Genomic DNA, 25,367 nt, shown 5'->3' with positions numbered 1-25,367 from the left:
CTAGGGCGGGAATAGACGTTAGACATTAGATTTCAGACATCAGAGTATTGTCCTTCCTTTCCTGGTTCAAGACGAGCGTCATAGGTCTAAATACTAAGTACTAAGTACTAAATACTATTTTATTGTTTAAATTTATAATTCACCAATCCATAACACTTTGGACGCATATGATGCTATCGTTGTAGGTTCTGGGCCGAATGGCTTTGCTGCTGCTATTTTATTGCAGCAACAGGGACTTCAAACTTTATTGATTGAGGGCGCTGATACGCTTGGTGGTGGGATGCGGACGAAGGAAATCACACTTCCTGGATTTAAACATGATATCTGTTCTGCCATTCATCCCATGGCATTAGCTTCTCCTTTTCTTTCTACCTTGCCCTTAGCCGAGCACGGTCTTCAGTTTGTCTTTGCACCAAATGAAGTGGCCCATCCTTTGGATACAGAGCATGCTGCCATTTTACATCGCGATCTTGAGCAAACGGCTCTCGGATTAGGTAAGGACAGCAGCGCTTATAAAGTGCTATTCGAGCCTTTTGTGAAGCAATGGGATGATCTATCGCAGGCAGTACTTGGACCCCTAAGATTCCCTCGCAATCCGATGCTGATGGCAAAGTTTGGACTAAAAGCTTTGCCTTCGGCGGCAATGATGGCGAAGACCTTCGAAACTACCGAAGCGAAGGCTTTGTGGGCGGGGCTTTGCGCCCATGGCATACAACCCTTAGAGAATCTGACGACAGCCGCCATTGGAATAATGTTAGGGACGGTAGGACATCGCTTCGGCTGGCCCATGGCCCTTGGTGGCTCCCAAGCTGTCGCCGACGCGCTAGCGTCTTATTTTAAGGCAATAGGAGGAAACATTCAAACCGACTATTGGGTAGATGACGTGAATCACTTGCCCAAACACAAAGTCTTACTGTTGGATATGACTCCGAAGCAAGTCTTAAATATCAAAGGATTGGCGTTAAGAACGGGCTATAGAAACCAGTTGAAAGCTTATCGGCAGGGTTTGGGTGTGTTTAAGATGGATTGGGCATTGTCCGATCCTATTCCTTTTCGCAATGCGGCGGTGATGCAGTCTTCGACCGTGCATCTGGGCGGCACTTATGAAGAAATTGCGCGTGCGGAATATCATACGGCGCAGGGACGTATTCCCGATGCACCCTATGTGCTATTATCTCAACAAAGCCTGTTCGATTCAACACGTGCACCCGCCGGGAAACATACGGCATGGGCATACTGCCATGTTCCACATGGATCAACGGCGGATTGTACAAAAATCATAGAAAACCAGATCGAGCGTTTCGCACCTGGATTCAAAGATACCATCTTGGCGAAGCATACTTTCAATACGCAGCAAATGGAAAGCTATAATCCAAACTATGTCGGCGGAGATATCAACGGAGGGATTATGGATTTCGCTCAACTCTACACCCGACCAAGCTTTTCCTTAACCCCCTATAGAACTTCAAATAAGAACGTATATATAGCATCCTCTTCAACGCCTCCAGGCGGAGGTGTGCATGGCATGTGTGGATTCCACGCCGCAAGAATAGCCTTGGAGGATCATTTTAATGTTAAAATCACCCTATAATGGCAAGAATTGTGTTAGCCGGAGGAACCGGTAATTTAGGTAATCTGTTAATCCCCTATTTTAGAGAACGCGAAGATGAGATCGTTGTCCTTTCGCGAAGAAAGATGGTCAAGCATCATCCGGGGATAGATTTCGTCATGTGGGATGGCGAAACGCAGGGCGAATGGAAGGAAGCCTTGGAAGGTGCCGACGTGCTGATCAACCTAAGTGGTGCCTCCATCAATAGGCGCTTTACAGCGAAAAACAAAAAGCTCCTCTATGATTCTCGATTGTTACCTACTAAAGCACTGGCTATCGCCATCCAATCATCGCAGAACCCTGTTAAACTGTGGATCAATTTCTCGGGAGTGGCGATTTTTAATGGGGCGGAAGAACTTCAAGATGAACATGGCAAGGACTTTGGAGATGATTTCCTGGCTAAGCTTTCTTTAGATTGGGAAGCTGCCTGCACTCAAGCCAGTACAGCTCAAACGGAGAAGGTTATTCTGCGCATGAGCCCCGTATTATCAAAACAGTCAGGTATTATTTCCGAATTAACGCCTTTGGCAAAATTGGGTTTAGCCGGCACTATTGGGTCCGGAAAACAGGTGATGCCCTGGATACACGAGGAAGATTTCTGTCGATTAGTTTGCTGGATTATCGATCAAGAGCGGCGAGAACCCATATACCATGCTTGCAGCCCACATCCTGAGCCGAATAAGATCTTTATGAAAACGCTACGTCAGGTTGTTGGTCGTTCGATCGGTTTGCCCTTGCCGGCGCCGCTTGCCAAGGTCGGAGCACTGCTAAAAGGAACCGACCCTACACTGCTTCTTGAAACTGTTCCTGTAACGACAAATGTTACGCTAAAAAACGGCTTTAAATTTAATTTTCCCTATCTTCACGACGCAATAAAACAGTTGATCAAATAATCAATTTAAACTTTCATGTCTACTAAACCATTTGCAATATCGGAAGATTGGGTAGTCGTTATTTTAGGACTTGCGATCATTATCCTAGCGCTTTCGGGTGTTATTATTCCAAAACCTTCTTTTAGCTGGGCCGACTCGGCAACATTGACCAATAAGGTGTTGAGCCTTGACAACTTAAAGATTATAGGTGCTCAGTTCGGATTAGTTTATATCACCGCAATCCTCGGCGCGATACTGCTTCGCAAAGACCTCAAAGCATTGCTTATTGTATTCCCCATCGTGATGTTGTTGACCGTAGTCGCATTGATTATTGCAGGAAATGAGACGGTGAAGAATTACAATCTGGAAGCTGTTATCTTTTCCTTAGCCATCGGCTTGATCATCAGCAATTGCTTTAAATTGCCACAGTGGTTCAAGGATGCACTGAGCACAGAACTATATGTTAAGATCGGTCTAGTGTTATTGGGTACTACGGTAATCTTTGGAGATATCTTAAAGGCAGGGTCATTAGGCCTTATCCAGGCGCTATTAGTGGTGGTGTCGGTATGGTATTTTGCCTATTGGGTATGCCGTAAATTGAAAATCGATAAAGAAATGTCGCTGATGTTGTCCAGTGCGGTATCCATCTGTGGGGTGTCGGCAGCAATTGCAACTTCAGGAGCTATTAAAGGCGATACAAAGAAGCTTTCTTATGTCATTTCCTTAGTGCTTATTACGGCTATTCCGATGATGATCTTCATGCCCTATCTTGCGGAATGGATGAATCTTTCGCAGGAAGTAACGGGTGCTTGGCTGGGCGGTAGTATTGATACGACGGGTGCCGTTGTAGCATCAGGCTCATTAGTGGGTGAAGAAGCGTTGAAGATTAGTACCATCGTTAAGTTTTCTCAGAATGTATTATTAGGGATAGCAGCATTTTTCATCAGTATTTATTGGACGTATTCCAAGTCGGTAGATGATGAAACGAAGAAAGATAAACCTACATTAAAGCTTATTTGGGATAGGTTTCCAAAGTTCGTCGTGGGCTTTGTGTTTGTGTCTTTGATGTTCTCATTCGTAGTTTCGCCGGAGGCCAACGATATGGTGAAAGATAGCCTTAAAAGTATTCAAGGCTTGTGGTTTGCACTCGCATTTACCTCTATCGGTCTGGAAACTAACTTCAAAGATCTTTTCAAACAAGATAACAAAAAGCCATTGTACGCATTTATCATTGCGCAGACATTTAACATCCTCGTGACGCTAATTATTGCGATGGCACTCTTCAACTAAACAATAACGATAATAGAAGAAATTTCTTGATAAAAAGAAGGGGAAGGGCGCAATGCCATTCCCCTTTTTTATGCATATAGACATGATCTTCGAAAAAATACCGAATGCTCGGTATTGTCAGCATTTTACCGGATAAATAGCTTTGCTTCATCAATTAATACTAAATATTAAGAATATGAAAGCAATGAAATTCCTTTACATCTTATTCGCGCTATGTATTTTCACCTCCTGTGAAAAAGATGAAGACAAAACCGAAGACTCGCCAATTGTGGGGACTTGGCAAGTGGTAAATTATGAGCGTAAGACCGGTGTAAATGGTACTTGGGCTCCAGTAAGTGATTTGTCCTGCAGATTGCAAGAAAAGCAGACCTACAGTGCCGATGGACAGTTTAGCCAGACCTCAGGAGCTTGTGCCGGCGCAAACACGGGAATATCGGGAACTTGGAAACTCTCTTCCAATCAATCTACCGTGACTTATACCTATACCAAATATACCGGAGATTTCCCACGTACAGTCGAAAAATTGAATGCTAGCGACCTCGTCATCTCATGGGACTCCGGCAGCACTACGGGAACATATTTCCGCGTGACTTATCGCAAATCGAATTAACTTAAAGCAACAAGTCATGAAAGGAAAAATTTACAGCATTGTCTTGCTGTTTATTCTCGTCGGTAATTATTTGTACGGGCAGGAATATAAAACGAAAACCTCAGGCTATTATAACGGCACAGGGAGCAATGGTATACAGTATGTGCAATTCGGCCTCAACGTCCGAATGTTCAAGTACGGCGATATGTTGCTCATCGGATGGAATCCGGTGGATGTACAAATCGGTGATGAGTATGTGTATAAGGGGAAGAAGTATTCCGCTAGTCAGTTCCCGGAAATCAAACAGATCCGAGTTAAAAGTATGACGGGCCAATTGACCGCAAAAGATAATGCCGGTAGGATAATTGACTCCAAAGGCGCTCAAATTAATGTGGGAGGTTATCTGGATAACTCCGGTGCATTAGGCGATAATAACAAGGTATTTAAAGAGGGAGTTTCGACGGAATGGTTCGAGAAGAATATTCTGCAGACATCTGTTCAAAGTCCACAGCTCGAAGTCGTCATCAACTCGGTCGACATCGATAACTTTGATGCCGCGAATGCCGCAATTGAAAGGTTTTTAAAAGGAGGATCCGACAAGAAGAAAGCCGCGGAAGTTGCTTTGGAAGCTAGTCGGGCGATTAGTGCAGAAGACGTCGCACTGGCAAGTGCCAAGATTGGCTTGGTGGAACAGCTTGATCCATCCAACAGCAGTCTTGCGAACTTGAAGAACCGATTGGCATCCTTGGTGGAAAACAAAAAACGCAAGGAAGCAGAAGATAAAAAGAAGGTAGAAGACGAGAAGGATAAAGAGGAAGAAAAACCGGAAGAGGCTAAAAAAGAAGAAGCCAAAAAAGAAGAAAAGAAGAAAGAGGAAGAAAAGCCGATGAGTGTGAGTGAATACGACGCGCGCTTGCGATATAATATTGTAACTAATTACAATCAAATTGTTGGAGGTGCTTATAATGTGGGAGGCTCTCAATTTGGTGCTAGTAAGGAGAAAATGGTACAAGGCCTGATCTCCAGCAGCGCTGAATATCTGCAGCGCAATCCTTATGATCAAGAAATAAGGAATATTAAGCAGTATTTAGAGAATAATGAGACTACGGCGGCGGTTGTTACCCAAGCGGTAAGTGTCGCTCAGGACTTTATTGCTGATTTTGCATTCCAATTGGAATATAACTTTTCACCAAAGAAAGAAGGCGAAACAAGCGCGTTTAGGCAGTATTATGTGACGATACCGATGAGCAAGGATGCGATAGATGATCTTTTCCAATTTACCACTGCCCTCACGTGGAGCTTCCTACCCAGCCGAAGTTATGAAATGGAATACGTGAAATCGGGCAACGAAGCAGGGGAGTTTAAGTACAAGGATGACGTCAAAGTAGCCACCGTCGGATTTCGCTTTGCGCTTTACCCTAGACTGTATAAAGGACTGCATGCGAATATCGAGACCGATATACATGGTGGTGTGATTATGAGCCGTTTTGACGAAGAGATCAATCCTAGTGGCTTTACCTATTATTTAGCAGGTAAACTTGGTTTGAGCTACCGTCTTGGAAAAGGTTTCCAATTGGGTATTGGATACGGTATGGGTTATATGCCGTTATATGCGACTTCCGATACGCAGGTCATCAACGATGTCGAATACCAAATAACCAAATTTAGAAATGGCAAAGATGCCACCCTGAAATACATCAGTCCTAGTATTAAGTTTTACTTTTAATGCTAGCGATTTTTTATTTAATAGTTTAAGTGTAAAACCGGGGACTGTATGCATATACAGTCCCTTATTTTTTGAACATTTCTGTTTTCAGCAATCATCAAGAACATTCATTCCTTTCTATTTCAATGGAAATATGAAAGTCTTTTATCTATAATGCTGCTGTTCCCCCATCTAGACTAGCATATTTTGCAAATAATTTATGGAATTACGTATCTTGAATCATCTTATTGATGAAGGTAAAAAAGTATGAACGAGAAAGAGCTGCTACAACACTACAGGCAAACAGGCAACTTGGATAGCTTGGGGAAACTGTATTCTCCCTATATGTCGCTGCTCTATGGTGTTTGTTTTAAATACCTTCAGGATGCAGAGCAGAGTCAAGATGCGGTGATGCAGATATTCGACGAGTTGATTGTGAAATTACGCACGCACGAGGTCGATAATTTTAAGAGTTGGTTATATGTTTATGCGCGCAACTATTGTTTGATGCAGTTGCGTAAAGATAAACAGATTACCAAGGTAGATATAGAAGATAACCTGTATGAAAGCGAGCAGAAACTGAGCAGCAAGGATGAGCAGCGTTGGGAGGAACAGGATTTTGATAAGCTGGAGGTCTGTATTTCGGGCTTGGCCAGCGAGCAGCAACAGTGTATTCGCCTATTCTATTTGGAACAAAAGTGTTATAAGGATATCGTCGATCTGACGGGTTTTGAGCTCTCGAAAGTGAAGAGCTACATCCAAAACGGAAGGCGGAATCTCAAAATATGTATGGAGAAGAAGTAATGGAAAATAATTACCAGTTATCGAGAATTCATAATTACGTCATGGGGCTCATGAGTAAGGAGGAGATGTATGAGATGGAGCGTGAGGCATTGAATGATCCTTTTCTGCAAGATGCCATTGACGGTTATAGAGCGCAAAACGGAGTCGATGTTCATCAGCTAAGTATTTTGCAGCAACGCTTAGCACAACGCTTAGCAACGAAGGGTGCCGAGCGTGATAAGCGTTTTTACAGCTGGCAACGGCTGACTATTGGGGCAGCGGGTGCCGTGTTGTTTTTAGTAGCCTGTTCTTTAATTTTCTTCAAATTTATCAGCCAGCCAGCAAAAGAGACAACGAACGAGGTGCTACTGATGGAAGAACACCTACGCCTAACGACTAGCACACTTTCAGATTCAGATGCTTTACCTGTAGGCGGATGGGAAATGTTTAACGAAGAATTGAATGCGGAATTGAGAGACATCGTTGGAGATGCGGAATTGCAATTGGAGTTTAATTTAATTGACGGTGAAGCGCAGGATATTAAATTTATTAAGAATACAAATAACACCATGGCTATAACGGTTGCCAGCTTCCTGCAAGAAAAGGTGAGGTGGACAGGAAAAGTAGGGAAGTTGGATATACGTATAGATTCAAAAAAATAGGTGCTCTTAAGAGCACCTATTTTTCTTTAGGGATTATTCTTCCCATCTGATTTTATCTTCGATCGGCGTGCGAACAGGTTCGCGTTCTTCCGACTCATGGTGTCCTAAGTAGAAGAATCCGATACATTTCTGATTAGGCTCTAGATTTAAGAAAGGACCGATATGGTTAATCAATCCTGGAGATGCCCAGTATCCTCCCAAACCAAGGGAATGAGCAGCTAACCACATGTTTTCTACCGATGCTGCTGTAGCACATAGTTCTTCCCATTCAGGCACATCGCCTGTATAGTTCACCACAATAGCAATTGCTGCGTTGGATTGCGTCGCTTTCTTCGCCATGTTTTGTTCTGTCAATTCGGTATACTTCTCCGCCGGTGTTACGCTTTTGCAAATACGTGCTAGCTCATCGCCTAGGCGTAGTAACCCTTCTTTACGGAAGATGACGAAGCGCCATGGCTGCGTACGCTTATGCGTAGGAGCCGCGTTTGCCGCTTCTAAAATCGTTAATATATCTTCTCTGCTAACCTCTTCATTGGTGAATGAAGTCTGGAATACAGATCTTCTCGTTTGAATTGCTTTTAATACTTCGTTGTTTTGCATGTCCTTTCGTATACTGTTTAATTGCTAAAGATAGACTTTTACAAGTTAATTATGTGCCTTTACTCTTCATTTCGGCTTACGCCACTTCTTCCCACAGGGCAGCAATATGTAAAATCGTTAATACCGCTTTCTGCATATCCTGTACCGAAACCCATTCTTGTTTCCCGTGGAATGCATGACCGCCAGCAAAGATATTCGGACATGGAAGACCCATAAAAGATAATCTTGAACCATCGGTTCCTCCGCGGATGCTGCGCTTTTCAGCTTTCATGCCGGCGCGCTCAATTCCCATCATCGCGATATCAACAACGCGAGGATGCTGATCCAATACTTCCTTCATGTTGCGGTACTGCTCGTTCACCGTAAAAGTGAAGCTAGCGCCAGCATACTTAGCAACTACCTCTTTAGCGATAGCCTCTAATTCTGCTTCGTGCTCTGCCAATTTCTTAGTGTCATGATCGCGGATAATAAAGTCGATCGTTGCCTCTTCTACCGAACCTGTTATGTGGACCGGGTGTACAAAACCTTCTTTCCCGGATGTTGTTTCCGGTGATAATCTATCTTTTGGAAGACTGTCGATCAAATCTGCTGCAATTTTCAACGCATTGACCATTTTGTTCTTCGCATATCCCGGGTGAATAGAGATACCGTCAATCTTGATGCGAACGCCATCAGCCGAGAATGTTTCATCCTCTAGGGTGCCAGCGCGTTCTCCGTCCATCGTGTAGCCGTAATCTGCACCTAATTTCTTAAGATCAGCATGGTCAACGCCACGACCGATTTCCTCGTCAGGAGTGAAAAGTATCTTGATATCACCGTGTTTAATCTCTGGGTTCTGCATCAGTATGCGCGCAGCATCCATGATTTCTGCTACACCAGCTTTATCATCAGCGCCAAGTAATGTTTTTCCACTAGCGGTAATCACATCATTTCCGATTTGATCCTTTAAGTCAGGATGCTCCGACAGGCGAATAACGATTTTATTATCATCCGGAAGCACCAGGTCTTGACCTTGATAATTGCGGTGGATGATGGGTTTAACATCCGTTCCTGAAGAGTCCGGAGAGGTATCAACATGCGAACAGAAGCAAATAACCGGTACTTTTTTATCGGTATTCGAAGGGATCGTTGCATAGACATAACCTAGCTCATCAAGGTGTGCATCTTCAATGCCTATTGCCAGTAGCTCTTCGACAAGCACACGACTCAGGTTTTTTTGCTTCTCGGTGGAAGGAACCGTTGTAGAATTTACATCGGATTGCGTATCGATCTGTACGTATCTTCTGAAGTTTTCAGCGACCTGAAAATCTTTTATATCGTTAATTTCCATAATGGCAAATCTACAAATTTCTACGCTATCTTACTTTTGTTGGTCTGCCCAACCGAATACTTTATTCAAGATGCTGGAGTTTCTCGATCCGCCCAAGTTCTGACGAATCTTAAGCTCCTGATCAGCAACTTTCACGAAAAGACCAGCGATAGCGCGTTGCGTCACATAAGCTGTTAAGTCTGTTTCGATTTTATTGCCTAGAGGCAATTTGTTGTATGCGCTCGTTAATTGATTCCAGTAGGTGGAAACATTGTTTTTGCCCATTGCCGACTGTATGATAGGACTGAAACGAGTCGTCAACTCGGCCGTAGTGCTTCTTTTGAAAAATTGCGTTGCAGCATCTTGCTGTCCGCTCAGAAGAATGTTGAATGCATCAGTAACGGTCATTCTCGAAAGAGAACCCACAAAGACCGATGAGGCTTCTTTTACGGCTGTTTCCGCGGCACGATTCATACTCATGATGAATTGATCGCATAGATTGCCCATTCCTACCGCACGAAGCGCCGATTCTACTTTTCTCGCTTCCTCTGGCATTAATATCTTAACCGCAGCATCCCCTAAGAAACCATCTTTTAGAGATAATACGCGGATACTTTCGTTCAGTCCATTGCTTAGCGCTTGTTTAACGCCTTGATTGGCCTCGGATTGTGTAATGCTGCCAGTAGTGCCAGCAGGAGTTGTCGTTGAGCCTGTGCCTGTTGTACCTGTTCCCTGTGGAGGAAGGGTGAAACCACCCGTGTTTAAACTTTCGCAGCTTGAAAGAAATAGAACAGCGGCACCCAAGGATATTTTGAGATAGTTATTCATAGTTAATTTTTTTGTAAAAATAGGGATTAGATATTAGAAGTGAGATATTAGATATAAGACATTAGATTTTAGACCTTGGATAGAGCCCAAGGTCTAAAATCTTATATCTAATGTCTCACTTCTAATCCCGCCCTAGGTCTAACTACTAACTACTCACTACTCACTACTATTTCCAGCTAAGCGTTGCAGCGACTGGGAAATGGTCGGATGGGTAGCGACCTAGATAAGTGTCGGTCAATACGCCGTACTTCAATACTTTGAAAGGTTTGCTGATAAAGATATGATCGATACGTCCTTTCTCCTTGATATCTTTTCCCCATGCGTTGAAAGTCGAATTAGGTTCATAGATAATAGGGGATAGGTCGTAGACATCTTGTACGACATTGCTCTTCGCTAAGGTGAAATATGCCGGGTTGTTCTCATCCACATTGAAGTCGCCAGTAATGATCAAAGGAAGATCTTTTGCTAATTCTTTCGCTTTTGCCATCATCAGCTTTGCACTTTCCACACGCGCTTCTTTACCGATATGGTCGAAGTGAGTATTCATCATGATAAACTTCTTGCCATTGTTTTTGTCTTGGAAAACTCCCCAGGTACAAATACGTGGTAATGCTGCGTCCCAACCCTTATTCGGTTTTTCGGTGTCGGTTGCCGACAGCCAGAAAGTGCCGTTCTTCAAGATCTTGAAGCGATTTGTATTGTAGAGGATCGCGGAATGTTCTCCTTTGTTGGAGCCATCATCGCGTCCTACGCCGATATACTGAAAGTTAGGAAGTGCCGATAGCATATCATCTAACTGTTCCTTAAAGGCTTCTTGAACGCCGAAAATATCAAATTCGTGGTATTTGATGAGGTTGTTTACCGCATGTTTTCTCACATCCCAAAGGTTGCCGGTATCCGCTTTTGTTTTCATTCGGATATTAAATGTCGCTACATTGAAGGTCGCAACATTGAACTTTTGAGCATAAGAAAAACTGACAAGTAATAGTAGGGTTAGGTTGATTAGGATTTTCTTCATTTTATTTGTTGATTATTTTTGATAGTAGTTCTGGTTCATCCGTGGTAATATAATCAACTTCTTCATTTAAAAAGTATTTCATATCTGCTTCGTTGTTTACCGTCCAAACGTTTACCTTCAATTTCAAGTCCTTACTTTCCTTAATCCATGTTGGATTCTTTTTAAAGACGTTCAGGTTGTAATCTATACCGTTTAATTTGGCTTCTTTCACTTGCGCTGGCGTTTTATCTCCATTTAGGTAATGCACTTTGGCATTTTTGTCTAGCTGGCGGAATTTTAAACAGGCATCCCAGTCGAAAGCAATATACTCGACCATTTTCGTTGCTTTCATCTTTTTGACGATTGCTAAGGAAAGTTCTACCGCTTTCAACGTTCGCTCTTTGCTGATTCTGCTTGTTTTTAGTTCGTAAATTAATTTCGTGTTCTTTTGCTTTAAACCAGCCGTTAAATACTCTTCTACGGTCGGAATTGACTCCCCATTGGGATGTTTCTTTGCAAGTAACTCTTTATAGGTTAATTGTTCGATTTCCAATCCGTAAAAATCATGGTCGTGGCATACGACTAACACATCGTCTTTCGTCAAATGCACATCGAATTCAGAGCCCCATAGTTTTTGTTCGATTGCCGCATTCAAGGATGCGATGGAATTCTGCGGAAGCTGTGTGTTTTTCCACACGCCGCGATGCGCGATGATAGAAGTTTGCGCGAATAAGCCGACATGGAAAACTATAGTCATAGCAACTAATAAAAAGGATTTTTTCATTTTATAATGGTGTTAGTTTTTAAGATAGATAATATTCGCCACGTTTCTTTGTCCTTCGTGGTCGAATTTCTTATTGTCTGATGGGTAATTGACGATGTCGTTCGGACTTCCGCCTTTTACAAAAAGGGTAGAACTTCCACCGCCGTCAAGATTCATAGCGTCTTGTGCGCCAATCCATTTCATCAGCGAGGCAAGCTCATGTAGGCTCATGCCCTGTGCCTGCGCATTTCTACCATCGACAACCAATAGGATCAATTTGTTCTTTTTGGCAATGCCAACAGCTGTTCTAGGGTGTCGATTATCGTTAAATGCGTTCTTGCCAAGATTATAGCGGTTTGCGCTTTGAAGGAGTAGTGGACCCGATAGCATCAGGTTGCGAGATTGGGAATCTTCCACATTTTCTCTGGTTGCAGGCTGGATTGTTACACGCTTCCTGTCAATGCTCAAGACCGCGTTTGCCCGGTCAGATTCTTTGGCAGTCTGGTTGATAACTTGTCCATCGACTCTAATATAATCAACCGCTCCGCCATCTTTCATATTGAAGAAGCCACCATTGATAGCGACCAAAGCATTGTTCTCTAAAGCGAATTCAGAGGTTGGTTTAAGTATCTTGGAATCTGCAGCTAGATGCAGATTTTTCCCCTGTTTTTTCAAATCTATTTCAATCCAGTTGACTTCTTGCACACTGTTGAAAAGATTATCGAAATGACCTTGCTTCCATTCGACGCCCTTTGCAACTTTCTTCACCGTCCATTCCTTATTAACCACGGTGAGTGAATCAGAAGATTGTGCATGGCTATGCAGAATCGAACAGGATAAAAATAGGAAAAGAAGGTAGTTTAGCTTGAAAAAGTAACTTCGATGCATGGTTTAAATCATTTTATCGAAGTTACCCAAATTATGTTAAGTTATTATTAAAAATGCTTTGGAGCGTTTAAATCTTAATAAAATTGTTGCAATTGAACGGTAATTGATAAATAATTGTTTTTATCCCGCTTCATTGAAGAGAGTAGAGAGGAAGTATTCTAATTCTGTCCCCTTTTACATTTCACCGTTCCATTCCGCATAAAATTGATCCAAGAAACCTTCCATATACTGATGGCGTTTCTCGGCAATTGCTTTTGCGGTCGGCGTATTCATCTTATCTTTTAGCAGCAACAATTTCTCGTAGAAATGATTGATTGTCGGAGCTGTCGTATTCTTGTAGGACTCCTTATCTTGATTCACTTGCACTGGAATATTCGGATTATAGATTTCACGGTTCTTAAATCCACCATAGGTGAAAGCCCGAACAATCCCGATAGCACCAATCGCATCTAAGCGGTCTGCATCCTGCACAACCTCCAATTCTTTCGAATGGAAAGTCACTTCGCCCAAAGAAGCTTTGAACGACATGTTCAGGATAATCTGTTGCACATGTTGTATAACATCCTGATCCACATCGATAGATTGAAGGAATTCTCCAGCCACGCGCGGACCAATAGTTTCATCGCCATCATGGAATTTACTGTCGGCAATATCATGCAATAGGGCCGTCAACTCGCAAACTAAGGGATCTGCTTTTTCGTGTTGCAGAATATGCTTGGTATTATTCCACACTCGTTGAATGTGCCACCAGTCATGACCAGACTCGGCATCTTTCAATGTGTCCTGAACAAAAGCAACCGTCAGGTCGAGGATCTCTTCCTTACTTTTCTTTTGTTCCTTCATAAAGTTCGTATTGTAACAAGCGACAATCTAATTTACCGTTGAAGAATTCAAATCTTCTAGATGCACGTAGGCCGATTTTCTTCGCTAAATCTGGGTTTCCCGTAAAAACATAGCCACGGTAGCCTTTGCAATCTTGCTTTAAGAAGTCGCCCATGCGTTTGTAGGTAAGCTCCAATTTGCTGTGAACTCCCAAACGTTCGCCATATTCCGGGTTGAACATGATCACACCATCACCTACTGGAATCGTTGTATCTGCAAAATCACAAACTTCAAATTCAATCAAATGCTCTACGCCAGCGGTACGGGCATTAGATTTGGATATTTCAATCGCATCTGCTGAAATATCCGAGGCGATGATATGCGGTAGGTTCTGTTTGTCGGTAATTTCTTTCAATATGCGACGTTCCTCAAAGAAAACCTCTTCATTATAACCGATAAAGTGCATGAAAGAGTAATTCATACGCTGCAACCCCGGTTTACGATTCTGCGCAATCAATGCCGCCTCAATCGCCAGAGTACCGGAACCACACATCGGATTTACAAAAGGCGATTTACCGTCCCACTGTGTCGCGAATATTGTGGCAGATGCTAATGCTTCCAGCATCGGGGCTTTCCCCGGATGCTTACGGTAGCCATGCTTCGCTAAGGTTTCGCCCGAAGTATCTAAAAAGATCTCCGCACGGTCTTCCATCCAATGCAAATGGATAACAGCCTTGGATAAATCTGGTCCCGTGTTCGGACGTAATCCTTTTTTATCTTTTATACGATCTACAATTGCATCTTTCACCTTGACATTGGCAAATAATGGCGTCGTGATCGTTTCATTATGTACGTTGGATGTTACGGAGAAGTAGCCGTCAAACGGGATGATATCCTCCCAGCTAATCCCCAATAATTGCTTGTATAGTTCGTTGGCATCACTCGCCCTGAACGATTTGATTTCATACAATACTTGGCTGGCCGTGCGTAAGTTTAAATTTAACTTGATACACTCATTTACAGAGGCTTTCACCTCGACGCCGGTATTGAATGCACGCTTAATTTCGAATCCTAAATCTCTCACTTCTTGCTCCAGATAAGGAGATAAGCGACGGTTGCAAGTAATGATTACCTTGCTTTGGGTGTTGAAAACTTCTGCCATATTTCTGCAAAGTTACTTATTCTCTTAGCAAAATTTGATTAATTTTACGGTTTAAAAGTTTAGTTATGGAAATAAGAGGAAAAGTACATGAAGTAGGCGCAACACAACAAGTTACAGAATCTTTCAAAAAGAGAGATATGATTGTTGCATATGCTGAAAACCCACAATTTGTAGAATACATCCGCTTTGAGGCAACTCAAGATCGCGTTAATATATTTGATAACCTAGCGGTAGGTGAAGATGTAGAAGTATCTTTCAACCTTCGTGGTCGTCCTTGGACGAACAAAGAAGGGGTTACAACTTACTTCAACTCTTTAGTAGCATGGCGTGTTACCAAATTAGCGAACACTGCTGCAGCGGCACCAGCACCTGGTTATGCTGATATGCCTCCCGTAGATATCTCGTCTAGCGGCGCTGATGATGACGATTTACCTTTCTAATTAGAAAGAAAAAGATAAAAGCAAAGGGGACTCCGGACGGGGTCCCCTTTTTTGGGTAAAAAAACTCCGGTTTCAGCAGAGAGCAAGCTTAGACCGGAGCGCTTTTGATAATATGCTACTAGAATTTATATCCAATACCAACTCCCACTAAGAATGGATTGATGTCAACTGTTGCCGGAATGGCTAAACCCGCAGCTAAGTTGGAAGCATCTACGTCAACATCTGTTTTCAAGAAGATGTATTTCGCATCCACGTTAAGGAAGAATTTATCTGTAATGTTGATGTCAGTACCGATTTGTGTAGCAAAACCAAATTTGTTTTTGTACTCTACACCTTTTACTGTGTTACCTTCATCTACATTATAGAATATTGTATAGTTCACACCGGCACCAACATAAGGTTTAACCAATTTTCCTGGATAGAAATGGTACTGTGCTGTCAATGTCGGAGGAAGTAACCAAACAGAACCTAGATCTACATCTTCAGATGCACCTAATCCGATTGCAGTTAGGTCTGATCCTGTTGTATTAACATTGTGTTTTGTTGTTCCTAAGATCAATTCTGCCGCGATGTTCTTTGTAAAGAAATACGTGAAATCTAGCTCTGGAATAAATTTAGTGTTGATGTCAACATCACCACCGATTGTTGCGATGTCAGCAGATGGCGTAGGAATAACGGCAACCCCACGTAAGCGTACCTGCCACTTGTTGAAATCTGTTGTTTGGGCTTGTGTAAAGCTCATGCCTACTGCAAATAGGCCGGCAATAGTTAATAATAGTTTTTTCATTGCAATAACGATTTGTTATACCACAAATATATCGTCACTTAAACTCAAAATAAATGATGAATATCAGGATAGTAAGTAAATAATGTAATAGTTAAACAATTTTGAACTAATTAACTTTATGCTATTTGGATTTTTGCTAATTAGATATAAGATTTGAGACATTAGATATTAGAGTATGGCGTCTACTTTTTTTAGTACACGACATGGTCTGAACCGGGAAAGGAACGATGCGAGGATTGACAGCATAGGGTCTAATGTCTTACATCTAATTTCTAGTCTGAACCAGGAAAGAAAGGATTAAAAGATATGCCGGATCCTGTCAATCCTTAAATCCTTTCTTTCTTGGTTCAAAACAAACCTCCCTTTCTTCCGTTCCAAAAAAGTTTCTCCCTTTCAACTTCGAAAGCCAATACTCTAATGTCTTAAATCTTACATCTAATGTCTAAATACCAACTACTACTCAAAGCCCTTGTTCTTCCCTTTCAAACCCAATGTAAAGCCCAATCAAACCCGCTCGTGAGCGGGTTTGATTGGGCTTTACATTGGGTTATCTTAAGCTGTGACTTTACTTAGATTTGATCTCTCTTTTATTTTCGTCGTACAAGCCTATTAATAAGCTATTTCCATTATTGTCGACTTTTAGGGCGCCGTATTTTGCTTTCTCATATCGTTCGCCGGTTCCTTCCTGAAAGAAGAAGGATTCCGCCCCGATTTTTATGCGCCATTGCGTTGGATTAGTATAGGCAATCAACAGTTCTCCGGTTGTTAATGGGGTTTTTTGGGCCTGGAATCTTTGTAATGTGCCTACATGCTGCTCGTCTAATTTAAGCACTGCATATCCTCGTCGAGGGATGCTGTCTGGTTGAACATTGTTGCTCAGTTGATAGTTGAGCATCATGTAGTCGCCTTGCATCAACGATCGAGGGTCGACGGGGGCTAATTCCAACAGCACTAAATGGCCTTCTTTGAGGGTATCTTCTTTCTGCGCAATGCTATAGTTGAAATAAATCAACAACAATAGCGTGTTGACAACGATGAGTATGATGCTAATTTTCTTCATGACGACTTAATTTAAGGCTCACAAAATATAGAATGATAAAAAATGCTCCGGAAATCATCATAGCGATGGATTTGTCGAGCAATGATATATCCAAATCGTAATAGAATCTGGAAACTGCATAGAGTAGGAGTAAGATGCCTAATACAAATCCTGTCTTATAATTTGCGAGGAAGCTGATTAAGATCAAAAATATGGCTCCGGATATGGCAGGAGCGAATATGGTTGGCAGCAGACAGCATAAACAAAGCAAATACAATAAAATCATTGTTCGTTTGTTTTCGATCGCCAATTTCTCGAATACAAAATTCAGGGCAACAAAACTGAGTACGATAAACGATAGGGAGCTACACAGCGCATAGTAATTTGTAAGGATAAAATTGCTGTCCAGCGTTAAGTAGATCAGTCCGGCAATTAAGCAAAAGGTTAAAGCCGTGCGGATGGGGTTGTATCGGATGGAAAAGAAGTTTCTTTTACTGATGATGCGTGCTTCCTTGATGTACAGATGCGCCAAAACTAAGCCAAGCGCAGGGACGTAGAAATAAGAAAGATTATCCAAGTCTGCTGCGTTGAGCGAGGCGAGCAAGGTTCCACAGGCAATCAGGACCAGTATGAACGTCATGATGTAGTTGCGTACAAAGTTCAAGCTGACAGTCGCTACGATACAGATGATGAGCAAGGCGGCTTCGTCTGACAAGTGATAATCTTCTAGCCCAAGACCTAATAGGATGAAGCCGAGGATAAGGCCGGAGACAGCAATGGTATCCATTAGCAGCATTTTAGTTTTTCGGCTAAAGAAGATGGCTCCCACGAGGAAGATTAATCCGAAGATCAATTGGGCGAGCTTATTCTCTAAGATTCCAAAGCTGAACAAAAAGCCCGAGAGCGTGCTGCTGGCCATGATTCCCCCGAAAATGGAGAGAATCTTTATCGGGAGACTTTGCGTTTCATCGCGTTTCTGAAATTCAGTCTCTATCGCTTGTCGATCAAAGCTGTTCTCCAGATCCGACCATCCCAACCCTTGTGTTAGTTCGTCGAAATTCAATCTACTTTTCATGACGATTCTTTTTTAACATGTGAATTAAATTATAGATCACCAAGCTGATGCTTCCGAGAATAAATAAACTGATGAGCAGATAGGAATCTTTCCAACGGGTGATTTCTAGAATCCAGCCCGTAAGGATGATGATAATGCTGAGCGGTATGGCAGACAGGTAGAAGACACTACGCTGCTTCATTCCATAAGCAATTCCTAGTGCATAAAATGCAATCGTTAACAGAACGATATAAGGAAAGCCTGTCTTCGAATCGAAGATGTAGACGAGGTTGCCGATCGTTGCGAAGCTAAGCGCAGCTAAAGCGATGATATTGGTAAAATAGGTTGGTATCCTCACATCTTTCCAGGAACGGTTAATCAGATGTGATGAAACGAGCGGAATCAAGTTGAGTACAAATAAGATTGTAAAGTTCAGCCCTTCGTCCCAATGTCTTGTCACCTGTGTGGTGTAGAGGATAAATGTCGTGTTGACTAATCCTAAGAACAGTATCCAGAGTGGTGGGAAATTACTGACCAACACCCAAATTCCTATAAATAATGTCCATGCAAGGAAAAAGTCGTAGGCATCTGCTCCGGTCTGATAGATTTGCCCGAATACGGAAAACATAACACCGACCAATAAGGAGGCTCCGGTGAGTAAAATTTTGCGCGTGTTGGGCGTTAGTTTTGGTAGCAGGGCGATGACGCAGACGATGATGACCAGCATTTGCACAAGACCGAGTTTGGCGAATTTGTCTAGATCATCCCAGTTGTAGGCAAAGAAAAAGATGACGCCCGCGGCAAAAAAGCCTATGCCTAACGCTAATAATGCATATTTTAGAAAGTTGGACCAATCGTTTCGTTGGTGGAATACTTCGGTTTTTAATGCTTTCTCAATTTGCGATTCCGATAGATCGCTATTTTGTGCAAGAATATGTATATCCTCGCGTTTAATGCTCTTCATGAGAGGGAGATTTATGAGGTTAAGTTACCAAAATTATTTAAACAACCCGCAGCCTCGACAAGCAAGGTCTGCGGGGAAACCGCTAAGTTATAAGGTCTTTTCGTTTGCCAACTTAGCGTCTCTTGTGTTTTTCTGAACGGCAATGGCTGCAAAAACACTGAGCACGAAGGATATTCCGTAGAACCCCTTTTCACTTAAAGTCAGGTCGGCATTCCATAGGCCAACGATCAGTAATACGATCGAGGCGATGGTCGCAAACCAGCTTAAGCTATAGTAAATCTCAGTTACAGCCAGCCCTTCAGCTTTATCTCGTACGCTTTTCTGTACCGAGATAACGGCAAATAATCCAAATAGTAAAATGGTAAAATAATAGCCTTTTTCATTGAGTGCCATATCGGCATTCCACAATCCTATACAAAATGCCACCGCACCGGTGATTAATGCTAACCAGGAAGCCCCTACGAAGGCGGCAGTTGGTTTGTACGGATTCTTTGTTCTTTCCGACCCCTTTGGAGTCAAGTTGTTTTCTTCTGATTGGATATTTAGCGGTTCCATATTTTTAATTTTTGTTGATTAATACGATGTAAAGATCGGGGGAATGGAGCGCTCTGCCAATGAAGTTTCGTGTAAATACTGACGATATAAAATAGATATTTTTAATATATTTAAGGAGATATTTGAGATTATGGATGATTTGGCTCAGCTGATTGATTTGCTTAATAATCAGGACAAAGTGGATTTTAAGAATTTTCTGAATAGAAAAAATAAACGTAAGGATGTTAAAAATATTCGTTTGTTCAATATTTTGGAAACTGACGATATAAAATATATAAATAAATTATATTCAGATAAAAAAAATAAGGACGCTTATCATGCACTTCGCAAAAGATTGCAGGATAATGTGCTTCAATTCCTTTCGCAACGCGCCTTTGAAAGCAAAGACAGCGCGGTCTATGAAATATTGAGGAACCTCGTTGTTGCACGATTCTTATTGGAGAATAATTTGGAGAAGATTGGATTTAAATCTTTGGATCGTGCGGAACGTTTAGCACTGCAGGAAGAGCAGTTTGGTTTGGTCAACGAAGTGTTTTTATTGCGTATGCAGTATGCGCATTTGGATCAAGATTTAGCCTTCGACCGTTTATTAGATCGCTTCACCTTGAATCAGACTCACATGCAAAGGGAAGCAAAGATGCATATGGCTTATGCCTACCTGCGGAGAGAACTGCAGGAAATACATCTGAAAGGGAAGATTGTTAACCTGACGGAATTAATCGAAGCGACGCTAAAGAAATATCAGATTGCGGTGCTGGATTTGATGAATTACAAGTCGCTGTACCAAATCCTCTATATTGCGAATGAATATGCCGCCATTAATCAGAACTATGGATTGATTGAAAGATACGTCCGTAAGACCTATCAATATATTCAGGGTTTGGAAAAACCGAAGGAGCGACATCTGTATTATCACCTCTATATCCTTTATTACCTGGCAAATTTCAACTTGCGCAATAAAAAGTTCTCCGAAAGCATTAGTTATCTCCGGCAGATGCGCATGTTGATGGAAAACAGCAAATCCTACAAGGAGCAGTTTATCCTTCGGTATCAACTGTTGCTGGGTTTGAACTATCACTTTTCAGGCAAGGCTGAAGAGGGAATTGAAGCGATAGAGGAAGGACTATCCTATGTGACTAAGAAGTCCAACCAAGAGGATATTGACGACCTGTATCTGAGCCTGACGATGTTCTATGCGCAGCATGGGGATTCACGCAGCTTAAGCTACCTGGCGAAATTGGGGCATACCGACCATTGGTATGAAAAGAAAATGGGGATGTTGTGGACAATACGGAAGAATTTGATGGAAATTTTGGTGCATCTGCAATTTGAGAATACGGAACTGGCGGTTTCGCGCCTGCATAGTTTTAAGCGCCGCTACAAGAAGTATTTGATGAGCATTCAGGAAGAAAGGGTGATGGCCTTCCTGAGTATGGTGGAGCGCTCTATACAAAAGCCTGACATCGTCAGCGAGCAAACTTATCAGGATTCCGTTCGTTCTATGATTGATATCGACGCGAACAAAGATATCTTTAACCTAAGCTTTATTGCCTGGCTAATGGCGAAATGGGAGAAAAAGACAGCGTATCAACTAGCGCTGTCGCTAATTCAAACCGTATAGATTTGTAGGAATTGGGCTTGGGAATTTTCACCGATAAAAATGACGTAATGACAGGTGTTTTTATGCCAATTACCTAGTTTTTAGGGTGGAAGTATGCATTGGAATAAGAATTGGTGTATTTTTATAAAAATAATTAAATTGCAAAATGGGTTGGGCAACTAAGAAAAGTAGACCATGGGAGGTCAGACAATTAATGTGGACGATATTGTCTGTATTAATGATTATTCCATTGCCTATACATATACATCCCTTCGTTATGTTGGGACAAGCGAAGAAAACGAAGGTTCGTTCCTGGTATGTTGCAGGGGTGGCATTATTGGCAGTGGAAATTGCGCTGTTAGTATCCTTCATATACTTCTTCGGAACATTGAGTACTGCAATGCTGCTTACCATGGGTGGCTCTGTAGTCTCTTATATTGTTGGTAATGGTATGCTATTGAATCAGGCGAAGCCTTATTTACAGCGTTTGGAGCTGGGCGAGGTGCGTCCATTGACTTGGATCTCTACGCCATCGGCACAGAAGTATTTGGAACTAAAATCGGCATCTATCGATACTCCGCAGTTTTTTGTGGAAAGACTGTTACATTGGAGGAAGCAAATTGATAATCGAAGTATTCAAACAGATATCGATAAGATTATCCGCTTATTTCAATTGCTCGAGAAAAAAGATATTCGTGAGGCAGAGAAGTTCCTTGTGCGACATTCGACGGTAGTAAATGTGTTGATGCAATATGATGAGTTGGAGAATACGCATCTGAGCAATAGCATTACGATGGAGTCGAAACGCAAGCTAGAGAACGTGATACGCCAGGCTTCTGTAGCTATTGAGCAGGAAGTAACGAATCAGTTTAAGATGGGGATGTTGGATGTATCGGCGGAGACCGATGTTTATCTGCAGACCTTAAAAAGTAGAAACCTTTTAAAAGATTAAGATATTATGGCAAACTTAGATTTGACTAATTTGGATGATGACCAGAACAAGAATAAGCCTGGAGAAATCGCTGTAAACTTTACAGAGGAAGAGAAGGGCTTAATTCAACAATATAAGGATAAGATTAACTTAAGATCGACCACTGATATTATCCAATTTGGTGTCGGTAGCCAGTCCAATGTAAGCAACTTCTCGAATGAGATTTTGAAACAGGTGCGGACTAAGGATCTTGGTGGTGCGGAGGATATCTTGTTGAATCTTCGTGGCGAGATCAAGAATTTCGATGAGAAATTGAACAAGAAACCGTTGATTCCTTTCTTCGATAATATCAAGAAAAAGATTGGTCGTCTTCGTACGGAGTATGCTTCTGTCGAAAAAAATATTCACAGCATTGAATTGAAGTTGGAGGGACACTATAAGAACTTAGCGAAGGATGTGAATATCTTCGATAAGCTGTTTGTTCAAAATCAGCAATACTTTAAAGACCTTTCCTTGCATATTCAAGCAGGGGAGGAGAAGTTGCAGGAGGTGCTGACCGTGACTTTGCCAGCGATGAAAGCGGAGGCTGAATCGACAGGAGATCAGCATAAGATCCAGGAGTATAAAGACATGGAGCAACATGTTGTTCGTTTCGAACGTAAGGTGCACGACTTGAAGCTTACCCGGATGGTGGTATTGCAGACGGCTCCGCAGATCCGTATGATCCAAAGCAACAGCAGCTCCTTGATGGAGAAAATACAGTCGAGTATTGTGAATACCCTGCCTTTATGGAAGAACCAAATGGTACTGACCTTAGGTATTGCGCATGCGCAGAGCGCTTTGGAAGCACAACGTGCGGTTACTGATGCGACAAATGAACTGTTGAAGCGCAATTCGGAGATGTTGAAAGATGCGACTATCAATGTGGCGAAGGAAACAGAACGCGGTATTATCGACGTAGAAACCATTAAGAAGGCGAATACTGATATTATCACCACGATTGAAGAGGTATTACGTATTCAGAAAGAGGGTAGAGAGAAACGTAAGGTTGCCGAAGCTGATCTTTTGCAGGCAGAGACCGAGTTGAAGAACCATATATTGAAGTCATCGGACGAGACGAGACTGATCAACTAGATAAAAAGAGAAAGCCGCGTTTAGCGGCTTTCTCTTTTTATAGTTCCCATCGTTTTTTAGGGACGCAGGTTATGTCTTTGATCTTTTTAAGGATGACAGGTCTTGCATCAAATTTGTTTTCCAATACAACGCTGTCCTTGCTTTTGTAAGCAACTTTATAGCGAGGCAAGTATTCTCCTTGCTTATAACATCCAGAGATCTTTTGTTTCCAATTGGGTTTTGTATAGACGCCTTCGACAATCATACTGTCGCCGCGCAATACATAGACGGCCTTTGCATACTCTGTCCATTCGCCATTTTTAAAGCAACTGTCGGGCATTGTTTTTACCTTATTGTGCACTTTCATGGTCGTGTAGATCGAGTCGCAGGTCACACGGAATTCATGTAATGTGTAATTCAGCATGTTTGCTGAGTTCGGGATACTGTCTTGCACCCATACACCCTGAAACCAATCTGCTCCCTCATCCTGCATATCAGAATGTCGCTGACAGCTGCTACCAATAAAAAGCATACCTAGCACGAGGGCAAGGTATGCTTTCATTGAAATATGTAATTTTAAGCGTTTATCCACTCTATTATTTTAAGCTACCAACCATATCTTCCGGTTTTACCCACTCGTCGAATTGCTCGGCAGTAACATAACCTAATGCGATAGCTGTTTCTTTTAATGTAGAATTGTTTTTGTGTGCTGTTTGTGCAATCTCTGCAGCTTTGTAGTAACCGATCTTCGTGTTCAATGCTGTTACTAACATCAAGGAGTTGTCTACCAATTCTTTGATGCGTGCATAGTTAGGCTCGATACCTACTGCACAGTGCTCTTCGAAAGATACACATGCATCACCGATAAGTCTTGCAGACTGTAAGAAGTTAGCAGCCATTAATGGTTTGAATACGTTAAGCTCGTAGTGACCTTGTGTACCACCGATCGTGATTGCTACATCATTACCCATTACCTGTGCTGCAACCATAGTTAAAGCCTCACATTGTGTAGGGTTTACTTTGCCCGGCATAATAGATGATCCTGGTTCGTTCTCCGGGATAAGGATTTCACCGATACCTGAACGTGGACCTGATGCTAACATGCGGATATCGTTAGCAATCTTGTTCAATGCTACTGCTAATTGTTTCAAAGCGCCGTGTGTTTCAACGATAGCATCGTGTGCTGCTAATGCTTCGAATTTGTTCTCTGCAGTAACAAATGGATGGCCAGTGAATTCAGCGATATATTTAGCAACAACAACATCGTATCCGTTAGGGGTATTTAAACCTGTACCAACTGCTGTACCACCTAATGCTACTTCTGCAAGATGTGATAAGGTATTTCTTAATGCTTTAAGACCGTGATTTAACTGCGCTACATAGCCTGAAAGTTCTTGACCTAGTGTCAATGGAGTAGCATCCATTAGGTGCGTACGACCAATCTTTACGACGTTCATGAACTCTTCAGATTTTCTCTTCAACGTATCGCGAAGCTTCTCAACGCCAGGGATGGTCACTTCGACTACTGCTTTGTAAGCCGCAATGTGCATACCCGTAGGGAATGTATCGTTAGAAGACTGTGATTTGTTTACATCATCATTAGCTTTTAATACAGGCTCACCTTCGCCGATCTTTCCACCTGCAAGTACTTGCGCGCGGTTAGCGACTACTTCATTCACATTCATGTTAGATTGTGTTCCTGATCCTGTTTGCCAGATTACCAATGGGAATTGATCATCTAATTTACCTGCTAAGATTTCGTCGCAAACTGCAGCGATAGCATCACGCTTCTCTACAGGTAACACGCCTAATTCATGGTTAGCATAGGCAGCAGCTTTCTTCAGGTAAGCGAAGCCTGCTACGATCTCATGTGGCATAGATGCCGCAGGACCAATTTTAAAGTTGTTTCTTGAACGTTCAGTTTGTGCACCCCAGTATTTGTCGGCAGGTACTTGAACCTCGCCCATGGTGTCTTTTTCTATTCTGAATGACATAATTACAAATT

At 42.2% G+C, this 25,367-nt stretch carries 26 protein-coding genes; 11 read left to right on the top strand and 15 right to left on the bottom strand.

Annotated features, from left to right (window positions below):
- Positions 1 to 157: 157 nt before the first annotated feature.
- From QYC40_RS15870 to QYC40_RS15840, 7 genes are all read left to right on the top strand, one after another.
- Positions 158 to 1,591 carry an NAD(P)/FAD-dependent oxidoreductase gene (locus QYC40_RS15870; RefSeq protein ID WP_301991133.1) on the top strand — a complete coding sequence of 478 codons (1,434 nt, stop codon included), beginning with the start codon at positions 158 to 160 and terminating at the stop codon, positions 1,589 to 1,591.
- On the top strand, positions 1,591 to 2,502 hold the full coding sequence (locus tag QYC40_RS15865) for a TIGR01777 family oxidoreductase (protein ID WP_301991132.1): 912 nt from the start codon (positions 1,591 to 1,593) through the stop codon (positions 2,500 to 2,502). Before QYC40_RS15870 ends, QYC40_RS15865 begins: the two co-directional genes overlap by 1 nt.
- A 15-nt stretch (positions 2,503 to 2,517) precedes the next feature.
- Positions 2,518 to 3,771 carry a YeiH family protein gene (locus QYC40_RS15860; protein WP_301991131.1) on the top strand — a complete coding sequence of 418 codons (1,254 nt, stop codon included), beginning with the start codon at positions 2,518 to 2,520 and terminating at the stop codon, positions 3,769 to 3,771.
- 175 nt (positions 3,772 to 3,946) lie between these two features.
- Positions 3,947 to 4,381, top strand: coding sequence for a lipocalin family protein (locus QYC40_RS15855; RefSeq protein ID WP_301991129.1), 435 nt, complete (start codon positions 3,947 to 3,949; stop codon positions 4,379 to 4,381).
- A gap of 16 nt (positions 4,382 to 4,397) precedes the next feature.
- Positions 4,398 to 6,086 carry a hypothetical protein gene (locus tag QYC40_RS15850; protein WP_301991126.1) on the top strand — a complete coding sequence of 563 codons (1,689 nt, stop codon included), beginning with the start codon at positions 4,398 to 4,400 and terminating at the stop codon, positions 6,084 to 6,086.
- 246 nt (positions 6,087 to 6,332) lie between these two features.
- Positions 6,333 to 6,869 (top strand): RNA polymerase sigma factor, encoded by a 537-nt coding sequence (locus QYC40_RS15845; protein ID WP_301991124.1) that lies wholly within the window; start codon positions 6,333 to 6,335, stop codon positions 6,867 to 6,869.
- Positions 6,869 to 7,510: a hypothetical protein gene (locus tag QYC40_RS15840; protein ID WP_301991122.1), complete on the top strand. Its 642-nt coding sequence runs from the start codon at positions 6,869 to 6,871 to the stop codon at positions 7,508 to 7,510. Before QYC40_RS15845 ends, QYC40_RS15840 begins: the two co-directional genes overlap by 1 nt.
- Before the next feature lie 33 nt (positions 7,511 to 7,543).
- Here QYC40_RS15840 and QYC40_RS15835 read toward each other — a convergent pair whose 3' ends face one another.
- The 8 genes from QYC40_RS15835 to QYC40_RS15800 form a co-directional block, all read right to left on the bottom strand.
- The gene (locus QYC40_RS15835) at positions 7,544 to 8,110 is read right to left on the bottom strand and encodes a nitroreductase (protein WP_301991121.1); all 567 of its coding nucleotides are present in this window, start codon (positions 8,108 to 8,110) and stop codon (positions 7,544 to 7,546) included.
- A 76-nt stretch (positions 8,111 to 8,186) separates the two neighbouring features.
- The gene (pepT, locus tag QYC40_RS15830; RefSeq protein ID WP_301991119.1) at positions 8,187 to 9,440 is read right to left on the bottom strand and encodes a peptidase T; all 1,254 of its coding nucleotides are present in this window, start codon (positions 9,438 to 9,440) and stop codon (positions 8,187 to 8,189) included.
- A 30-nt stretch (positions 9,441 to 9,470) separates the two neighbouring features.
- Positions 9,471 to 10,247, bottom strand: coding sequence for a DUF4197 domain-containing protein (locus tag QYC40_RS15825; RefSeq protein WP_301991117.1), 777 nt, complete (start codon positions 10,245 to 10,247; stop codon positions 9,471 to 9,473).
- Positions 10,248 to 10,413: 166 nt separating this feature from the next.
- Positions 10,414 to 11,265 (bottom strand): endonuclease/exonuclease/phosphatase family protein, encoded by an 852-nt coding sequence (locus QYC40_RS15820; RefSeq protein WP_301991116.1) that lies wholly within the window; start codon positions 11,263 to 11,265, stop codon positions 10,414 to 10,416.
- Between the two features lies 1 nt (position 11,266).
- Positions 11,267 to 12,028, bottom strand: a complete 762-nt coding sequence (locus QYC40_RS15815; RefSeq protein ID WP_301991115.1) for a glycerophosphodiester phosphodiesterase family protein — start codon at positions 12,026 to 12,028, stop codon at positions 11,267 to 11,269.
- 12 nt (positions 12,029 to 12,040) lie between these two features.
- A complete protein-coding gene (locus QYC40_RS15810) occupies positions 12,041 to 12,895 on the bottom strand; it encodes a phosphodiester glycosidase family protein (protein ID WP_301991114.1) in 855 nt (284 codons plus the stop codon).
- A 174-nt stretch (positions 12,896 to 13,069) separates the two neighbouring features.
- A complete protein-coding gene (locus QYC40_RS15805; protein WP_301991112.1) occupies positions 13,070 to 13,738 on the bottom strand; it encodes an HD domain-containing protein in 669 nt (222 codons plus the stop codon).
- Positions 13,716 to 14,879, bottom strand: a complete 1,164-nt coding sequence (locus tag QYC40_RS15800; RefSeq protein WP_301991111.1) for a class I SAM-dependent RNA methyltransferase — start codon at positions 14,877 to 14,879, stop codon at positions 13,716 to 13,718. Before QYC40_RS15800 ends, QYC40_RS15805 begins: the two co-directional genes overlap by 23 nt.
- Positions 14,880 to 14,944: 65 nt before the next feature.
- Between QYC40_RS15800 and QYC40_RS15795 the strand changes: the two genes are divergently transcribed.
- A complete protein-coding gene (locus QYC40_RS15795; protein WP_301991110.1) occupies positions 14,945 to 15,319 on the top strand; it encodes a DUF3127 domain-containing protein in 375 nt (124 codons plus the stop codon).
- Between the two features lie 118 nt (positions 15,320 to 15,437).
- Here QYC40_RS15795 and QYC40_RS15790 read toward each other — a convergent pair whose 3' ends face one another.
- The 5 genes from QYC40_RS15790 to yiaA all read right to left on the bottom strand — a co-directional run bounded on the left by QYC40_RS15790 (position 15,438) and on the right by yiaA (position 19,718).
- Positions 15,438 to 16,106, bottom strand: coding sequence for an OmpW family protein (locus QYC40_RS15790; protein WP_301991109.1), 669 nt, complete (start codon positions 16,104 to 16,106; stop codon positions 15,438 to 15,440).
- Between the two features lie 565 nt (positions 16,107 to 16,671).
- Entirely contained in the window at positions 16,672 to 17,166 is a 495-nt protein-coding gene (locus QYC40_RS15785) for a GDYXXLXY domain-containing protein (RefSeq protein ID WP_301991107.1), read from the bottom strand.
- A complete protein-coding gene (locus QYC40_RS15780) occupies positions 17,153 to 18,220 on the bottom strand; it encodes a DUF4401 domain-containing protein (protein WP_301991106.1) in 1,068 nt (355 codons plus the stop codon). Before QYC40_RS15780 ends, QYC40_RS15785 begins: the two co-directional genes overlap by 14 nt.
- Positions 18,210 to 19,163, bottom strand: coding sequence for a DUF2157 domain-containing protein (locus QYC40_RS15775; RefSeq protein WP_301991105.1), 954 nt, complete (start codon positions 19,161 to 19,163; stop codon positions 18,210 to 18,212). The genes QYC40_RS15780 and QYC40_RS15775 overlap by 11 nt, the downstream gene beginning before the upstream one ends.
- An 87-nt stretch (positions 19,164 to 19,250) precedes the next feature.
- Positions 19,251 to 19,718 carry an inner membrane protein YiaA gene (gene yiaA / locus QYC40_RS15770; protein WP_301991104.1) on the bottom strand — a complete coding sequence of 156 codons (468 nt, stop codon included), beginning with the start codon at positions 19,716 to 19,718 and terminating at the stop codon, positions 19,251 to 19,253.
- A 130-nt stretch (positions 19,719 to 19,848) separates the two neighbouring features.
- On the opposite strand from yiaA, the gene QYC40_RS15765 reads away from it, so the two are divergent.
- From QYC40_RS15765 to QYC40_RS15755, 3 genes are all read left to right on the top strand, one after another.
- Positions 19,849 to 21,339 (top strand): hypothetical protein, encoded by a 1,491-nt coding sequence (locus tag QYC40_RS15765; RefSeq protein ID WP_301991102.1) that lies wholly within the window; start codon positions 19,849 to 19,851, stop codon positions 21,337 to 21,339.
- Positions 21,340 to 21,484: 145 nt separating this feature from the next.
- Positions 21,485 to 22,270 (top strand): hypothetical protein, encoded by a 786-nt coding sequence (locus tag QYC40_RS15760; RefSeq protein ID WP_301991100.1) that lies wholly within the window; start codon positions 21,485 to 21,487, stop codon positions 22,268 to 22,270.
- A 6-nt stretch (positions 22,271 to 22,276) separates the two neighbouring features.
- A complete protein-coding gene (locus QYC40_RS15755) occupies positions 22,277 to 23,383 on the top strand; it encodes a toxic anion resistance protein (protein WP_301991099.1) in 1,107 nt (368 codons plus the stop codon).
- A gap of 37 nt (positions 23,384 to 23,420) precedes the next feature.
- Here the strand turns inward: QYC40_RS15755 and QYC40_RS15750 are convergent, their stop codons facing one another.
- Together QYC40_RS15750 and fumC are read right to left on the bottom strand one after the other, a co-directional pair.
- Positions 23,421 to 23,924: a fumarate hydratase gene (locus QYC40_RS15750; RefSeq protein WP_301991097.1), complete on the bottom strand. Its 504-nt coding sequence runs from the start codon at positions 23,922 to 23,924 to the stop codon at positions 23,421 to 23,423.
- A 34-nt stretch (positions 23,925 to 23,958) separates the two neighbouring features.
- On the bottom strand, positions 23,959 to 25,356 hold the full coding sequence (gene fumC / locus QYC40_RS15745) for a class II fumarate hydratase (RefSeq protein ID WP_260044670.1): 1,398 nt from the start codon (positions 25,354 to 25,356) through the stop codon (positions 23,959 to 23,961).
- Between the last annotated feature and the right edge of the window lie 11 nt (positions 25,357 to 25,367).

It is taken from the genome of Sphingobacterium sp. BN32 (genome assembly GCF_030503615.1).
Lineage (GTDB): Bacteria > Bacteroidota > Bacteroidia > Sphingobacteriales > Sphingobacteriaceae > Sphingobacterium.
Note: the sequence above shows the minus strand (reverse complement) of the source record. Positions and strands in the feature narration are given on the sequence as shown.

Excerpts from the sequence above, each read along its gene's own strand:
- QYC40_RS15865 (WP_301991132.1), top strand. The coding sequence starts at position 1,591 with ATGGCAAGAATTGTGTTAGCCGGAGGAACCGGTAATTTAGGTAATCTG.
- QYC40_RS15860 (WP_301991131.1), top strand. The coding sequence starts at position 2,518 with ATGTCTACTAAACCATTTGCAATATCGGAAGATTGGGTAGTCGTTATT.
- QYC40_RS15855 (WP_301991129.1), top strand. The coding sequence starts at position 3,947 with ATGAAAGCAATGAAATTCCTTTACATCTTATTCGCGCTATGTATTTTC.
- QYC40_RS15850 (WP_301991126.1), top strand. The coding sequence starts at position 4,398 with ATGAAAGGAAAAATTTACAGCATTGTCTTGCTGTTTATTCTCGTCGGT.
- QYC40_RS15845 (WP_301991124.1), top strand. The coding sequence starts at position 6,333 with ATGAACGAGAAAGAGCTGCTACAACACTACAGGCAAACAGGCAACTTG.
- QYC40_RS15840 (WP_301991122.1), top strand. The coding sequence starts at position 6,869 with ATGGAAAATAATTACCAGTTATCGAGAATTCATAATTACGTCATGGGG.
- QYC40_RS15835 (WP_301991121.1), bottom strand. The coding sequence starts at position 8,110 with ATGCAAAACAACGAAGTATTAAAAGCAATTCAAACGAGAAGATCTGTA.
- pepT (WP_301991119.1), bottom strand. The coding sequence starts at position 9,440 with ATGGAAATTAACGATATAAAAGATTTTCAGGTCGCTGAAAACTTCAGA.
- QYC40_RS15825 (WP_301991117.1), bottom strand. The coding sequence starts at position 10,247 with ATGAATAACTATCTCAAAATATCCTTGGGTGCCGCTGTTCTATTTCTT.
- QYC40_RS15820 (WP_301991116.1), bottom strand. The coding sequence starts at position 11,265 with ATGAAGAAAATCCTAATCAACCTAACCCTACTATTACTTGTCAGTTTT.
- QYC40_RS15815 (WP_301991115.1), bottom strand. The coding sequence starts at position 12,028 with ATGAAAAAATCCTTTTTATTAGTTGCTATGACTATAGTTTTCCATGTC.
- QYC40_RS15810 (WP_301991114.1), bottom strand. The coding sequence starts at position 12,895 with ATGCATCGAAGTTACTTTTTCAAGCTAAACTACCTTCTTTTCCTATTT.
- QYC40_RS15805 (WP_301991112.1), bottom strand. The coding sequence starts at position 13,738 with ATGAAGGAACAAAAGAAAAGTAAGGAAGAGATCCTCGACCTGACGGTT.
- QYC40_RS15800 (WP_301991111.1), bottom strand. The coding sequence starts at position 14,879 with ATGGCAGAAGTTTTCAACACCCAAAGCAAGGTAATCATTACTTGCAAC.
- QYC40_RS15795 (WP_301991110.1), top strand. The coding sequence starts at position 14,945 with ATGGAAATAAGAGGAAAAGTACATGAAGTAGGCGCAACACAACAAGTT.
- QYC40_RS15790 (WP_301991109.1), bottom strand. The coding sequence starts at position 16,106 with ATGAAAAAACTATTATTAACTATTGCCGGCCTATTTGCAGTAGGCATG.
- QYC40_RS15785 (WP_301991107.1), bottom strand. The coding sequence starts at position 17,166 with ATGAAGAAAATTAGCATCATACTCATCGTTGTCAACACGCTATTGTTG.
- QYC40_RS15780 (WP_301991106.1), bottom strand. The coding sequence starts at position 18,220 with ATGAAAAGTAGATTGAATTTCGACGAACTAACACAAGGGTTGGGATGG.
- QYC40_RS15775 (WP_301991105.1), bottom strand. The coding sequence starts at position 19,163 with ATGAAGAGCATTAAACGCGAGGATATACATATTCTTGCACAAAATAGC.
- yiaA (WP_301991104.1), bottom strand. The coding sequence starts at position 19,718 with ATGGAACCGCTAAATATCCAATCAGAAGAAAACAACTTGACTCCAAAG.
- QYC40_RS15765 (WP_301991102.1), top strand. The coding sequence starts at position 19,849 with ATGGATGATTTGGCTCAGCTGATTGATTTGCTTAATAATCAGGACAAA.
- QYC40_RS15760 (WP_301991100.1), top strand. The coding sequence starts at position 21,485 with ATGGGTTGGGCAACTAAGAAAAGTAGACCATGGGAGGTCAGACAATTA.
- QYC40_RS15755 (WP_301991099.1), top strand. The coding sequence starts at position 22,277 with ATGGCAAACTTAGATTTGACTAATTTGGATGATGACCAGAACAAGAAT.
- QYC40_RS15750 (WP_301991097.1), bottom strand. The coding sequence starts at position 23,924 with ATGAAAGCATACCTTGCCCTCGTGCTAGGTATGCTTTTTATTGGTAGC.
- fumC (WP_260044670.1), bottom strand. The coding sequence starts at position 25,356 with ATGTCATTCAGAATAGAAAAAGACACCATGGGCGAGGTTCAAGTACCT.